Origin of the sequence: Kitasatospora sp. NPDC088861, from assembly GCF_044750105.1 — a bacterium.
Classification (GTDB): Bacteria; Actinomycetota; Actinomycetes; order Streptomycetales; family Streptomycetaceae; genus Kitasatospora.
Map to the genome: position 1 here is coordinate 176874 of NZ_JBIVJF010000008.1, position 13661 is coordinate 190534.

The following is a 13661-nucleotide window of genomic DNA, read 5'->3' on the forward strand; positions in this document are numbered from 1 at the left end:
GGGGGGCCTTTCAGGGGGTCGGAGCCAGCACCGGCAGGTGCTTCTCGAAGGGAAGCGGGCCGATCGTCAGGGGATCGGCGGCGACGTCGAACAGCGGGGTGTAGCCGGACGCCAGGTAGAGGCCCCTGGCCTCGGGCTGGCGCGGACCGGTGGTGAGGTAGATCCGGGCGTAGCCGGCGGCGGCCGCCGTCCGCTCCAGCTCGGCCAGCACCCGACGGGCCAGGCCGCGGCGGCGGTGCGCGGAGTGCGTCCACATCCGCTTCAGCTCGGCGGTGCGCTCGTCGTACCGCTTGTACGCGCCGCCGGCGACCGGCTCGCCGTCCTCCAGCAGGAGCAGCAGGACGCCGTGCGGCTCGGCGAAGGCGTCCCGGGGGTAGCGGGTCATCTCCTGGTGCGCCTCGGGGCCGTAGCGGCTGACGTACTCGTGGGTGAGCTCGCGCAGCAGCGGTTCGACCAGCGGGTCGTCGATGGTGACCCGGCGGAACCCGGCCGCCGGGCCGGCCCACCGGTCCGGAGCGCTCACGCCTGCACCGCGATCAGCTGGTGCCGGTCCCGCTCGGTCCGCTCGGCGCGCTCGGCCGCCGCCGCGGCCTTGGCGGCGTCCCGCTTGGCGACCTCCTCGCGGACGATCGGGATGACGTGGCGGCCGAAGTCGATCGCGTCGTCGAGCAGGTGGTAGCCGCGGGCGGAGAGGATGTCCACTCCGAGGTCGTAGTAGTCGAGCAGCGCCTCCGCGACCGTCTCCGGGGTGCCGACCAAGGCGTTGGAGTTGCCGGCCCCGCCGGTGGCCGCGGCGGTCGGGGTCCACAGCGCGCGGTCGTAGCGCTCGCCGGCCTCGGCGATCTCGATCAGCCGCTGGGAGCCGGTGTTCTCGGGCGCTGCGGCGCCGAGCGGGCGGCCCCGGCGGACGAGTTCCCCGGACTCCCGGCGGGCCTTGATCGCGGCCACCGTCCGGTGCGCCTTCTCCCAGGCCAGTTCCTCGGTCGGCGCGATGATCGGCCGGAACGCCACCTGGATCCGCGGCACGTCGGTGCGCCCGGCGGCCCGGGCCGCCTCCTTCACCCGCTCGATCTGCTCGGCGGTGCGGGCCAGCGGCTCGCCCCACAGGCAGTAGACGTCCGCCTCGGCGCCGCCGGCCGCGTAGGCGGCGTCCGAGGAGCCGCCGAAGGAGACCCCGGGGCGCGGCTGCTGGACGGGGAAGACGTCGGAGACGAAGTCGTTGAAGCGGTAGTGGGCGCCCTCGTGGTCGAAGGGCTCCCGGCTGGTCCACGCCTTCTTGACGATGCCGATGTACTCGCGGGTGCGCTCGTAGCGCTCGTCCTTGGACAGGAAGTCGCCCTCGCGCTGCTGCTCGTGGTCGCTGCCGCCGGTGATGAAGTGGACGGTCAGCCGCCCGTCGCTGATCTGGTCCAGGGTCGCGAAGGTCTTGGCGGCGAAGGTCGGGTAGGAGACGTTCGGCCGGTGCGCCAGCAGGATCTGCAGCCGGTCCAGGTGCGAGGCGAGGAAGGCCGCCGCGGCTGCGGGTTCCGGGGAGCCGGCGCCGTACGCGAAGAGCACCCGGTCCCAGCCGTGGTCCTCGTGGGCCCGGGCCAGCCGCAGGGTGTAGTCGCGGTCGAAGGCCGCGGTGGAGCGGGGGGTGGTCTCCGAGCCGTCGCCGGTGGCGGCGATACCGAGGAATTCGACGGGCATGGCGGAACCTTTCGGGGTGAGCGGAGTCCGGTGGACTGCGGGTGGGCAGGCCGGAGCCGGCCGGGGCGGGGCGGCCGTGGACACGGGTGCGCGGCGGCCGCGCCGACGGTGGGGTCGGCGCGCGCGGCGGGAGGAGGTGGGAGGCAGGCGTGGACGAGGGAGTACTGCCGGAGTTCAGTGCGAGGTCGTCGGACGGCAGCGTGCGCCTGGGACGCCGTCAGCTGCGGACGGCTGGTCCCGGCCCGCGGCGGGGCAGACCGAGGGAGGGCTCCCCGCGGGAGATCAGGGCCGGACGGGCGGCCCGCTGCCGGGTCAGCCGCGACACGCCGCGGACCACACCCGACCGAAGTCGATGTGGTCGCGGGTGACCAGGGGCTGCTCGGCGTACATGGCCTCAAGTTGAACAGCCCGCCAAGTGGTCCGTCAACCACCCATCATTGCCGCTCTGTTGCGATCTCCTGTCGCCCTGCGACCGGTCCGCGCCGGGCCCCGGTCGGGGCCCGGACCACCCTTGACAGCCGTCGATCGCGCATGCGTACGATCACGGCGGAGTGCAGTGCACAGCGCCGGCCGTGTTGAGGGACGCGGGCCGGTGCGACGGCCGTACGTGACCACACCCGTACCTCCCGCCCGCCCGCACCTCCGCCAGGAGCCGCCGCCATGGCCACCCCGCAGGACCTCCTCCCCGCCCGCTCCACCCCCGCCCCCGCGGGCGCCACCGCCCCCGACCGCCCCGACCGCCCCGGCCCGCCGCCCGACCCCGCCGCCCGGATCGTCGCCCGCCGCCGGCCCGGGCAGTGGGTCTGCGCCGGGATCGCGCTGCTGCTGGCCGCGATGGCCGTCAACTCCGTGGTGCGCAACAAGGCCTTCCAGTGGGACGTGGTCGCCGACTGGTTCACCGCCGGGTCGGTGCTCAACGGCCTCACCCTGACCCTCTGGCTCACCGCCGTCACCCTCGCCCTCGGCTTCGTCCTCGGCACCGGCCTCGCCGTCATGCGGATGTCCGGCAACCCGGTGCTGCGCACCCTGGGTTGGGGCTACATCTGGATCTTCCGCTCCACCCCGCCGCTGGTGCAGCTGCTGTTCTTCTTCAACATCGGCGCGCTCTACCCGACCCTCGGCCTGGGCATCCCGTTCGGCCCCGAGTTCGTCACCGTCAAGACCGTCAACCTGATCGGCCCCACCCTCACCGCCGTCATCGGCCTCACCCTGCTGGAGACCGCGTACGCCGCCGAGGTGATCCGCGGCGGCATCCTGTCCGTCGACCGCGGCCAGCTGGAGGCCGCCTCGGCGCTCGGCCTCGGCCGGTGGCGGGTGCTGCGCCGGATCGTCGTCCCCCAGGCGATGCGCTCGATCGTGCCGACCGCCGGGAACATGCTGATCAGCGCGCTCAAGGGCACCAGCATCGTCAGCGTGCTGGCCGTCTCCGACCTGCTCTACTCGGTGCAGCTGGTCTACCTGCAGTCGTACCGGGTCATCCCGATGCTGGTGGTCGCCACCATCTGGTACCTGGTGGTCACCACCCTGCTGTCCGTCGGCCAGTACTACGTCGAGCGCCACTACGCCAAGGGCGCCACCCGGGACGGCCTGCCGCCCACCCCGCTCCAGCGGGCCCGGGCCGCCCTACGGCGGCTGCGGGAGGTGGCGGCATGAGTCTTCTGGTGATCGTCGGCGCGGGCCCGCGGGGCACCGGGCTGCTGGAGCGGATCGCCGCCAACGCGGCCGAACTCCTGCCCGCCGAAAGGCCGTTGCACGTCCACCTGGTCGACCCGCACCCGCCCGGCGCGGGCCGGATCTGGCGCCACGAACAGTCCCCGCTGCTGCGGATGAACTCGATGGCCGAGGACGTCACCATGTTCACCGACGAGCGCTCGACCATCGACGGGCCGGTCCGCCCGGGCCCCTCGCTGGCCGAATGGGCGCTCCGGCGGCGGGAGTTCGCGCCCTACCGGGAGGTCGCCGACCCGGCCGTCCGGGCCGAACTGGACGCCCTCGCGCCCACCGACTTCCCCACCCGCCGGGCCCAGAGCGCCTACCTGGACTGGGCGTTCCGCCGCGCCGTCGCCGACCTGCCCCCGCACGTCACGGTCACCGTGCACCGGGACACCGTCCGGCGGATCGACGGCCCGCCCGACGGCCCGCAGACCGTCCACCTCACCGGCCGCACGCTCACCGCCGACCACGTCGCCCTCACCCTCGGCCACCTCGACTCCACCCCGCACCCCCGGTACGCCGCCGACGCCGACTTCGCCGCCCGGCACGGCCGCTTCCACCTCCCGCCCGCCTACTCCGCCGACGCCGACCTGGACGGCATCGTCCCCGGCGAGCACGTCGTGCTGCGCGGCCTCGGCCTGGCCTCCGTCGACCTGGTCGCCCTGCTCACCGAAGGGCGCGGCGGCCGCTTCGAGCCCACCGGGGACGGGCTGCGCTACCGCCCGTCCGGCCGCGAACCGGTGCTGCACCTCGGCTCCCGGCGCGGAGTCCCGTACCACTCCAAGACCGGCTACCGCCTCCAGGGGCCGCCCGCCCCGCTCCCCCGGTACTTCGACGCGACCGCCGTGGACACCGTCCTCGCCACCGGCGGTTCGCTCGAACTCCGGCGCGACTTCTGGCCGTTGATGGCCAAGGAGACCGCCTTCGGGCACTACCACGAGCTGTTCCACGCCCACCCCGAGCGCACCGCGCTGCCCTGGCCGGAGTTCCTGGCCCGGTTCGACCGGCACGACTGGTACTCCCCCGCCCTGGCCGCCCTGGTCGCCGAGGCCGTACCCGACCCGGCCGACCGGATCGACTTCGAACGGCTCGACCACCCGCTGGCCGGCCTCGAACTCGGCTCCGCCGAGGAGCTCCAGCAGCACCTGCGCGCCTACGTCACCGCCGACGCCGACCGCCGCGCCGACCCCGCGCACAGCGCCGACCTCGGTGCCTTCCTCGCCCTGCTCTCGCTGTTCGGCCAGCTCCCGCGCATCCTCGCGACCGGCCGGCTCACCGCCCGCTCGGTCGCCGAGGAGGTGGACGGGTGGTTCTTCGGCTACTTCAGCTACCTCGCCTCCGGCCCGCCCGGCTTCCGGCTGCGCCAGCTGCTCGCCCTCTCCGAGGCCGGGATCGTGCGCTTCCTGGGCGCGGGCGTCCGGGTCGAACGGGACGAGGCCACCGGCACCTGGCGGGCCGGCGGCGACACCGTGCCGGGCCACACCGTCGCCGCCACCGCCCTGGTCGAGGCGTACCTGCCCAAGCACCAGCTGACCCGCACCCTCGACCCGGTGCTACGCGAACTGCACCGCGCCGGGCGACTCGTGGAGGAGGTGGTCGCCGACGAGGACTACACCCACCGCTCCGGCCTGGTCACCATCGCCCCCGGCGACAGCCGGCTGCTCGACCCGGCCCTGGGCGGCGCCCCGCACCCCCGGCGCACCGCACTCGGCCCGCACACCAGCCTGCGCGCCGCCGCCGCCTTCGCCCGGCCCCGCACCAACTCCCCGGGATTCCGGCAGAACGACGCCGCCGCCCGCGCGCTGCTGCGGGCGCTGGCCGCGCTCCCGGCCGCCGCCCCGGGGCCCGTCGACGATCCCCCGCCCGCCCGCCGCCGCCAGGGCACCCGCCTCGCCGCGCTGTCGGCGGTCGCCGCCCCTGCTCCGCCGTGCGGTCAGCGCACCCCGCCACCGCCGCGCCCGCCCTCCGGCCGGACGAGGGGGGCCTGAGGGCGGGCCCCGGGGTGGGCCCGGCAGCGGGTTCCAGGGCCCACCCCGGCCTCTCCGACTCCACCGACGCCCGTTCGGCCCCCCTCCCCCCGCCTTCACCCGGATGGAAGGATGGGCCCTGAGCCCCCGCGACGAAGCGGCGGGCCCGACGGCCCCGGTGTCGCGGCCGCCGGACGAGCAGAGCCGAGGAGAAGCGGTCATGGCCAAGCAGGCCCCGCAGAGCGACCCGGCGCAGGACGCCCCCGAGGTGTCCGCGCCCCAGCACGCGGCGGCCGGGCTGCCCGCGGTCGGCCACAGCCTGCGGATGGCCGCCGAGCAGATGGGCCCCCTCCGCACCCTCGCCACGCTGCGCAAGGTCAACCAGCCGGACGGCTTCGACTGCCCCGGCTGCGCCTGGCCGGAGCCGGGGAAGACGCACACGGCGGAGTTCTGCGAGAACGGCGCCAAGGCCGTCGCCGAGGAGGCCACCGAGCGCCGGATCCGCGCCGAGTTCTTCGCCGCCCACCCGGTCGCCGAGCTGGCCGGGCGCTCCGGCTACTGGCTGGGCCAGCAGGGCCGCCTCACCCAGCCGATGCTGCTCGACGAGGGCGCCACCCATTACACGCCGGTCTCCTGGGACGACGCCTTCGCGCTGATCGCCGAGGAACTGCGCGCCCTGGACACCCCGGACGGCGCCGCCTTCTACACCTCCGGGCGGACCAGCAACGAGGCCGCCTTCGCGTACCAGCTGTTCGCCCGCCGGCTGGGCACCAACAACCTGCCGGACTGCTCCAACATGTGCCACGAGTCGTCCGGTTCGGCGCTCACCGAGACGCTCGGCGTCGGCAAGGGCAGCGTCAGCCTCAAGGACCTCTACCAGGCCGACCTGATCATCGTGGCCGGCCAGAACCCGGGCACCAACCACCCCCGGATGCTCTCCGCGCTGGAGCGCGCCAAGCGGGCCGGCGCCACCATCGTGAGCGTGAACCCGCTGCCGGAGGCCGGCCTGGAGCGCTTCAAGAACCCGCAGCACGCGCGCGGCCTGGTCGGCCACGGCACCAAGCTGACCGACCTGTTCCTACAGATCCGCCTCGGCGGGGACCTGGCGCTGTTCCGCGCGCTCAACCGGATGATCCTGGAGCAGGACGGCGTCGACCGCGCCTTCGTCACCGAACACTGCCACGGCTTCGAGGAGTTCGAGGCGCAGGCGGAAACGACCGACCGCGCCGAGGTGCTCGCCGCGACCGGCCTGCCGTGGGAGCAGATCGAGGAGCTCGGCCGGCTGGTGCTGGGCTCCCGGAAGATCATCGTCTGCTGGGCGATGGGCCTCACCCAGCACAAGCACGCCGTCCCGACCATCCGCGAGGTGGTCAACTTCCTGCTGCTGCGCGGCAACGTCGGCCGCCCGGGCGCCGGGGTCTGCCCGGTGCGCGGGCACAGCAACGTCCAGGGCGACCGGACGATGGGCATCTTCGAGCGGCCCTCGACGGCCTTCCTGGACGCGCTCGGCGAGGAGTTCGGCTTCGAGCCGCCGCGCGCGCACGGCCTCGACTCGGTGGACACCATCCGGGCGATGCGCGACGGCCGGGTCGGGGTGTTCTTCGCGATGGGCGGCAACTTCGTCGCGGCCACCCCGGACACCGACGTCACCGAGGCGGCGATGCGCCGCTGCCGGCTGACCGTGCACGTCTCCACCAAGCTCAACCGCTCGCACGTGGTCACCGGCGCCCGCGCACTGATCCTGCCCACCCTGGGCCGCACCGACCGGGACGTCACCGGCGCCGGCGCCCAGTTCGTCAGCGTCGAGGACTCGATGGGCCAGGTGCACTCCTCGCGCGGCGGCCTGCGCCCGCCCGCCCCCGGCCTGCTCTCCGAGACCGCGATCGTCTGCCGGCTGGCCCGCGCCGTCCTCGGCCCCGGGGACACCGTGCCGTGGGAGGACTTCGCCACCGACTACGACACCCTGCGGGACCGGATCGCCCGGGTCGTCCCCGGCTTCGAGGACTACAACGAGAAGGTCCGCCGCCCCGGCGGCTTCACCCTGCCGCACGGCCCGCGCGACTCCCGGACCTTCCCCACCGCGACCGGGAAGGCCAACTTCACCGTCAACCCGCTCACCGCCCCCGAGGTCCCGCCGGGCCGCCTGCTGTTGCAGACGCTGCGCTCGCACGACCAGTACAACACCACCGTCTACGGCCTGGACGACCGCTACCGGGGCATCAAGGGCGGCCGCCGGGTGGTCCTGGTCAACCCGGCCGACGCCGCCGAACTCGGCCTGGCCGAGGGCGACTTCGTCGACCTGGTGAGCGAGTGGCGGGACGGCGTCGAGCGGCGCGCCCCGCACTTCCGGGTGGTCCACTACCCGGTGGCCCGCGGCGGCGCGGCGGCCTACTACCCGGAGACCAACGTGCTCGTCCCGCTGGACTCCACCGCCGACATCAGCAACACGCCGACCTCCAAGGCCGTGGTCGTCCGCTTCGAGCCGGACACCGGCGCCCCGGCGTGACGCACGCGAAGGCCGCCCGGCGTCCGCGGACGCCGGGCGGCCTTCCTCATGACTCAGTTGGTGCCGAGCGGCAGTGTCGCGGTGGCGCTGCCCGGGGCCCCGGCGCTCGCCGAGCCGGTGGTGGTGGAGGCGGCGGTGCCGGTGGAACCCGGGGTGCCGGCGCCGGTCGGGATGGGCGTCGCCGGGCCCGTGCCGGTCGGCGCCGGGGTGCCCGTCCCGGTCGGGGCGGGCGTGCCGGTCCCGGTGCCGGTCCCGGTCGGCGTCGGGGTGGGCGTGCCGGGGGCGGTGGTGCCGGTGCCGGACGGCGTCCCCGGGTCGGTGGGCGTTCCGGTGCCGGACGGCGTGCCGGTGCCGGTGTCCGCGGGCGTGCCCGGGGTGGTGGACGGCGTGCCCGGGGTGGCCGGCGGGTCGGCGGGCGTGCCGGGGGCCGGGGCGGTCGGGACCTGGTTGGCCGGGCTGGGCGCGATCGGGGTGACGGTGTCCCAGCCGGCGGGCAGGTCGGGCACCTTCCAGCTGCCGCCGGCCTCGTCCGCCGCGCCGGACGGGTCGGGCCGCACCGCCCCGAGGATCGGCATCGAGCCGATCGGCGACACCTTGATGACGGCGCCCGGCCGAGGTGCCTGGACGACCAGCCCGCCGCCGATGTACATCGCGACGTGCGTGGCGCCCTCGAAGTAGATGACCAGGTCGCCGGGGCGGAGCTGGTTCAGCGCGATGTGCGGGAGCTGGGCCCACTGCTCCTGGCTGGTGCGCGGGATCGGCAGCCCGGCGTGCAGCCAGGCCTGCGAGGTGAGGCCCGAGCAGTCGTAGGAGTCCGGCCCCGCGCCGCCCCACAGGTACGGCTTGTTGAGCTGGGCGAGCGCGAAGGCGACGGCGGTGCGGCCGGCCGCCGACGGGGTGCGCTCGCCCTTGCCGAGGGCGCCGGAGGCGAGGAAGGCGAGCTGGGCCTCGTCGGCCTTGGCCTTCTCCAGCTTCTCCAGTTCGGTGCGCTGGGCGCCGGTGAGCGAGGAGACCAGCTGCTCGACGGAGGCGAGGTCGGTGGCGACCTTGGCCTTGGCGGCGTCCTGCTGGGTGACCAGCGTCTGGGAGGTCCTGAGCGCGTCCTCGGTCTGCTTCGTCAGGCCGGCGAGGGCCTCGCGGTCGGTCTTCAGCCGGTCCAGGAACTCGGACTGCGAGCGGCTGGCGGCGGTGAGCAGTTCCGCGATGGTGACGGCCTCGTACGGGTCCTTGGAGAGCAGCAGTTCGGCGTAGGCGGAGGCGGCGCCGTTGCGGTACTGGGCGGCGGCGAGCTGGGAGGCGATGTCGGTGCCGGCGTCGACCTGCTTCTGCTGGCGGTCCAGCCGGCCCTGGAGGTCGGTGAGCGCGGCCTGCTGCTCGGCGACCTTGGCGACGGCGCCGTTGTACTGCTCGGTGGCGGTCTCGGCGCTCTGGTAGAGCGTGTGCAGCTGGTCGAGCAGCGGGCCGAGGGTGGCCTTGGCGGCGGCGAGCGGGTCGTCGCCCGGGCTGGCCGCGGTGATCGAGGCGCCCGGATCGGGGGCGGCGTACGCGGCCTGCGCGGCGAGCGGGAGGGCGAGCGCGGCGGCCGCGAGGGCGGCTCCGCAACGCAGTGCCGCCCGCAGCCAGGGCCGTACGACTGCCGATTCAGTGCGCTGTGCAGCCCCGCCCATGGGTTGGTCCTCCCCGCCCCAGCCTGTCACCGGCGTCCCCGGATCCCGCAGATCCTCCCACGGGTTACTCACCGGAAACAGGGCGCATCCGGACTGGGAGGTTAATTCTCGGTTGATCTGTGAGACAGCTCTCAGCAAACCGGAGCGAACCGGGGCGAACTTCGCTAATGTCCAGCTCAGCGCGACCGCCGACACCCCTCCGAAAGCTTCCGGACACCACTGGGACACCAGCGGAACCACGATTCCCGGCTCAGTTCACCTTCCGTTTACCAAGCAGACCTACGGTCGCGACGACACCAACGTCCGTGCGACAACTACGACGATTGTTTGGGTATGGAACACATCTCGTTCCTGGTAGCCGTTGTGATCATCACGGCGCTCGCCTTCGACTTCACCAACGGGTTCCACGACACCGCCAACGCGATGGCCACCTCCATCGCGACGGGAGCCCTCAGGCCGAAGGTCGCGGTCACCATCGCGGCCGTCCTCAACTTCGCGGGCGCGTTCCTGTCCGTGAAGGTCGCCACCACCATCTCCGGCGGCATCGTCAACGAGAAGAGCGGCATCCACCCCGAGATCATCTTCGCCGCACTGGCGGGCGCGATCCTCTGGAACCTGCTGACCTGGCTGCGCGGCCTGCCGTCCAGTTCCTCGCACGCGCTGTACGGCGGCCTGATCGGCGCCACCGTGGTCGGCGTCGGCATGAACGGCGTCAACTTCGACACCGTCCTCTCCAAGATCCTGATCCCGGCGATCGCCTCCCCGCTGGTCGCCGGCCTGGCCTCCTGGGGCGCCACCAAGCTGGCCTACGCGATCACCCGCAAGGGCAACGAGGCCACCGCCACCAAGGGCTTCAAGACCGGCCAGATCTTCTCGTCCTCGCTGATCTCGCTCGCGCACGGCACCAACGACGCCCAGAAGACGATGGGCATCATCACCCTGACCCTGGTGTCGGTCGGCGCCCTGCCGCACGGCGCGCTGCCGCCCACCTGGGTGATCATCTCCGCGGGCGCCGCGATCGCGCTCGGCACCTACATGGGCGGCTGGCGGATCATCCGCTCGATGGGCAAGGGTCTCGCCGACATCAAGGCGCCGCAGGGCTTCGCCTCCGAGTCGGCCGCCGCGACCGTCATCCTGACCTCCTCGCACATGGGCTTCGGCCTCTCCACCACCCAGGTCTGCTCCGGCGGCATCATGGGCGCCGGCCTCGGCGGCCCGAAGGCCGAGCTGCGCTGGAGCCTGGTGCGCCGCATGGTCTACACCTGGGCGCTGACCCTGCCGGCCGCCGCGCTGGTCTCGGGCGGTGCCGCGCTGCTGGTCCGCCAGGGCACCTGGGGCATCGTCCTGGTGGGCGCCGTGCTGGTGGCCGGCTCCGGCGCGATGTGGCTGATCTCCCGCCGCCAGCCGATCAGCGCGGACAACGTCAACGACGTCAACGACGTCACCCCGGTGGAGATCCCCGCCACCGCCGCCCCCGCGAACACCCCCACCCCCGCCTCGACCACGGTCGCGGCCTGAGCGCCGCAGGCTGAGGAGCACCCGCCATGCACATCAAGTGGAACGCCCTGGCCCAGACCGCCGGTGCCAGCTTCGGCATCACCGTCGCCGTGGTCTCCGTCTTCGCGCTCGGCATCCTGGCCCTGTCCCGCCGCGAGGCCGCGCTGAGCGCCCGCGAGGGCGAGGCCGCCCAGGAGCCGGGCGGCGGCCGGCTGGCCCTGGCCGGCGCCTACGCCTGCTTCGGCCTCTGCGCCGCGGCCGTCGTCTACGGCCTGGTCCTGATCGCCGCGCCGTAGGCGCGGTCCGACGGTTCCCGCCGTCCGCGCGCGGGACGAACCGAACGGGCCGGGGAGTGTGATCCACACTCCCCGGCCCGTTCGCGCGTCCCCGCCCGGAGTCAGCCCTGCTGGCTGGTCTTCAGCGCGGTCTCCCGGATGAACAGCACCGTGACGAAGGCCAGCGCCGCGAACGGCGCGGCCCACAGGAAGACGGTGCCGACGCCGTGCCCGAACGCGTCCGTCACCAGCGGGACGATCGGGGCGGGCAGCTTGTGCAGGTCCGGGATGCCCCCGCCGCCGGCCGCGCTCGCGGCCGGGATGTGCGCGGCGGCCAGGTTCTCCGCGAGGTAGTGGGTCACCTTGCTGTTCATCAGCGCGCCGAGCGCGGAGACGCCCATCGCGCCGCCCATGGTGCGGAAGAAGGTCACCACGGAGCTGGCCGCGCCGAGCTCGTGGCGCGGCACCGTGTTCTGCACCGCGAGCACCAGGTTCTGGCTGGTCAGGCCGAGGCCGATGCCGGTGATCGCCATGTAGACGCAGAGCAGCTTGTAGTCGGTGTCGGCGCGGGCGGTGGCGAGCAGGCCGAAACCGATCGCGAGCAGCGCCGTGCCGGCGACCAGGTAGGCCTTCCACTTGCCGTACTTGGTGATCAGCCGGCCGGCGACGGTGGAGGCGAGCGCCAGGCCGAGGATCATCGGCAGGGTCATCAGGCCGGCCATGGTCGGGGACTTGGCGCGGGCCAGCTGGAAGTACTGGCTGAGGAAGGTGGTCGCGCCGTACATCCCGACGCCGACCAGCACGCTGGCCACCGCGGCCAGGGTGACGGTGCGGTACTTGAAGAGGTCCGGCGGGATGATCGGCTCGGCGGCGCGGCGCTCGATCACCACGGCCAGGGCGCCCAGCAGCAGGCCGCCGCCGACCATCGCGGCGGTCTGCCAGGACAGCCAGTCGTAGTTCGTGCCGGCCAGCGTGATCCAGATCATCAGCAGGCTGACGGCGCCGGTGATGACCAGCGCGCCCAGGTAGTCGATCTTCGCCTTGCGCTTGACCACCGGCAGCTTGAGGGTGCGCTGCACCACCAGGATCGCGGCCAGCGCGAACGGGATGCCGACGTAGAAGCACCAGCGCCAGCCCAGCCACGAGGTGTCCACGATGACGCCGCCGATCAGCGGTCCGCCGATGGTGGCCAGCGCGAAGACCGCGCCGAAGTAGCCGCTGTAACGGCCGCGTTCGCGCGGCGGGACCATCGCGGCCAGACAGATCTGGCCCAGTGCGACCACACCGCCGGCACCGATGCCCTGGAGGGCGCGGCAGGCGATCAGCTCGGCGGTGTTCTGGGAGAGGCCGGCCAGGGCGGAGGTGGCGATGTAGATCAGCAGGGCTATCTGGAGCAGCAGCTTCTTGCTGACGAGGTCGGAGAGCTTGCCCCAGATCGGGGTGGAGGCGGTCAGGGTCAGCAGGGCCGCGGTGATCACCCAGGTGTAGGCGGACTGGCCGCCGTGCAGGTCGGTGAGGATGTGCGGCAGGGCGTTGGAGACGACGGTCGACGAGAGCACGGCCACGAAGAGGCCGAGCAGCAGGCCGGACAGCGCCTCCATCACCTGCCGGTGGGTCATCGGTTGATCGTCGACGGCGGCTCCGACGGTCGCCTCGGCTGTGACGGTCATCTGGGTCCTTCGGCGGGAGGAGTGAGCGGGGGGCGGGGGTGCGCGGGCAGGGAAAATCGTTGCCTTACGCAACCATAGGCCCGATGGTTGACTAAGGCAACTTTCTTCAAGCCCAAGTAAAGGCCTCGCCCCAGCCGCCGCCCCGGGCCCGGCCCCAACCGCCGCGGACCGGCCCCGCCCCGGGGCCCGGCCACCGGTCACTCCGCCGGCGGATCCCCGATCACGTCGTTGAAGCGGTGCAGCAGCACCGCGAAGCGGTCCACGTCCTCCGGCGACCAGCTACCCAGCAGCTCCCGCACCCGCCGCATCCGGACGTCCCGGGCCGCCAGGTAGCGCCGCCGCCCGTCCTCGGTCAGCGAGACCAGCGCGGCCCGACGGTCCAGCGGATCCGTCTCCCGGGCCACCAGACCCAGCTCCTCCAGCGCCCGGATCTGCCGGCTCACCGTGGCCTTGCCGACCGCGAAGTGCACGCCGACGTCCGTCACCCGCACCCGCCCGGCCTGCTCGATGTAGCCGAGCATGCTGTAGGCCATCCCCTCCAGCTCGGGGTGCACCCGGCGTGAGAGCTCCGCCACTCGGGCCCGGCCCCGCCGGAACATCAGCGCGACCTCGCGCTCCACCGCCAGCAGGGATTCCTCGTCACTCACCGCGCCAGTATCCCGCAGCCGCGTTGGCCG

10 protein-coding genes are annotated in these 13661 nt (G+C 73.8%); 5 read left to right on the forward strand and 5 right to left on the reverse strand.

What is annotated here, in order from left to right:
• Positions 1-10: 10 nt before the first annotated feature.
• Both ACIP37_RS17115 and ACIP37_RS17120 read right to left on the reverse strand, forming a co-directional pair.
• On the reverse strand, positions 11-523 hold the full coding sequence (locus ACIP37_RS17115; RefSeq protein WP_363581950.1) for a GNAT family N-acetyltransferase: 513 nt from the start codon (positions 521-523) through the stop codon (positions 11-13).
• Positions 520-1689: an LLM class flavin-dependent oxidoreductase gene (locus ACIP37_RS17120; protein WP_400331249.1), complete on the reverse strand. Its 1170-nt coding sequence runs from the start codon at positions 1687-1689 to the stop codon at positions 520-522. The genes ACIP37_RS17115 and ACIP37_RS17120 overlap by 4 nt, the downstream gene beginning before the upstream one ends.
• 660 nt (positions 1690-2349) lie before the next feature.
• Between ACIP37_RS17120 and ACIP37_RS17125 the strand changes: the two genes are divergently transcribed.
• From ACIP37_RS17125 to ACIP37_RS17135, 3 genes are all read left to right on the forward strand, one after another.
• Positions 2350-3342: an amino acid ABC transporter permease gene (locus tag ACIP37_RS17125; protein WP_400806387.1), complete on the forward strand. Its 993-nt coding sequence runs from the start codon at positions 2350-2352 to the stop codon at positions 3340-3342.
• Positions 3339-5390, forward strand: a complete 2052-nt coding sequence (locus tag ACIP37_RS17130; RefSeq protein ID WP_400806390.1) for an FAD/NAD(P)-binding protein — start codon at positions 3339-3341, stop codon at positions 5388-5390. The genes ACIP37_RS17125 and ACIP37_RS17130 overlap by 4 nt, the downstream gene beginning before the upstream one ends.
• Before the next feature lie 199 nt (positions 5391-5589).
• Positions 5590-7875 (forward strand): FdhF/YdeP family oxidoreductase, encoded by a 2286-nt coding sequence (locus ACIP37_RS17135; protein WP_363581943.1) that lies wholly within the window; start codon positions 5590-5592, stop codon positions 7873-7875.
• A gap of 53 nt (positions 7876-7928) precedes the next feature.
• On the opposite strand, the gene ACIP37_RS17140 is transcribed toward ACIP37_RS17135, so the two are convergent.
• Positions 7929-9542, reverse strand: a complete 1614-nt coding sequence (locus ACIP37_RS17140; protein ID WP_400806393.1) for an NlpC/P60 family protein — start codon at positions 9540-9542, stop codon at positions 7929-7931.
• A gap of 333 nt (positions 9543-9875) precedes the next feature.
• Between ACIP37_RS17140 and ACIP37_RS17145 the strand changes: the two genes are divergently transcribed.
• A complete protein-coding gene (locus ACIP37_RS17145; protein WP_363581939.1) occupies positions 9876-11060 on the forward strand; it encodes an inorganic phosphate transporter in 1185 nt (394 codons plus the stop codon).
• 26 nt (positions 11061-11086) lie between these two features.
• Positions 11087-11335 carry a hypothetical protein gene (locus ACIP37_RS17150; RefSeq protein WP_063347835.1) on the forward strand — a complete coding sequence of 83 codons (249 nt, stop codon included), beginning with the start codon at positions 11087-11089 and terminating at the stop codon, positions 11333-11335.
• A 101-nt stretch (positions 11336-11436) separates the two neighbouring features.
• On the opposite strand, the gene ACIP37_RS17155 is transcribed toward ACIP37_RS17150, so the two are convergent.
• Together ACIP37_RS17155 and ACIP37_RS17160 are read right to left on the reverse strand one after the other, a co-directional pair.
• Positions 11437-12984: an MDR family MFS transporter gene (locus ACIP37_RS17155; protein ID WP_063347836.1), complete on the reverse strand. Its 1548-nt coding sequence runs from the start codon at positions 12982-12984 to the stop codon at positions 11437-11439.
• 197 nt (positions 12985-13181) lie between these two features.
• Positions 13182-13631, reverse strand: a complete 450-nt coding sequence (locus ACIP37_RS17160; RefSeq protein WP_363581937.1) for a MarR family transcriptional regulator — start codon at positions 13629-13631, stop codon at positions 13182-13184.
• Between the last annotated feature and the right edge of the window lie 30 nt (positions 13632-13661).

Bases quoted from the DNA above. Each gene is read 5' to 3' on its own strand.
- ACIP37_RS17125 (WP_400806387.1), top strand. From the start codon at position 2,350: ATGGCCACCCCGCAGGACCTCCTCCCCGCCCGCTCCACCCCCGCCCCC.
- ACIP37_RS17135 (WP_363581943.1), top strand. From the start codon at position 5,590: ATGGCCAAGCAGGCCCCGCAGAGCGACCCGGCGCAGGACGCCCCCGAG.
- ACIP37_RS17150 (WP_063347835.1), top strand. From the start codon at position 11,087: ATGCACATCAAGTGGAACGCCCTGGCCCAGACCGCCGGTGCCAGCTTC.
- ACIP37_RS17120 (WP_400331249.1), bottom strand. From the start codon at position 1,689: ATGCCCGTCGAATTCCTCGGTATCGCCGCCACCGGCGACGGCTCGGAG.
- ACIP37_RS17140 (WP_400806393.1), bottom strand. From the start codon at position 9,542: ATGGGCGGGGCTGCACAGCGCACTGAATCGGCAGTCGTACGGCCCTGG.
- ACIP37_RS17130 (WP_400806390.1), top strand. From the start codon at position 3,339: ATGAGTCTTCTGGTGATCGTCGGCGCGGGCCCGCGGGGCACCGGGCTG.
- ACIP37_RS17145 (WP_363581939.1), top strand. From the start codon at position 9,876: ATGGAACACATCTCGTTCCTGGTAGCCGTTGTGATCATCACGGCGCTC.
- ACIP37_RS17155 (WP_063347836.1), bottom strand. From the start codon at position 12,984: ATGACCGTCACAGCCGAGGCGACCGTCGGAGCCGCCGTCGACGATCAA.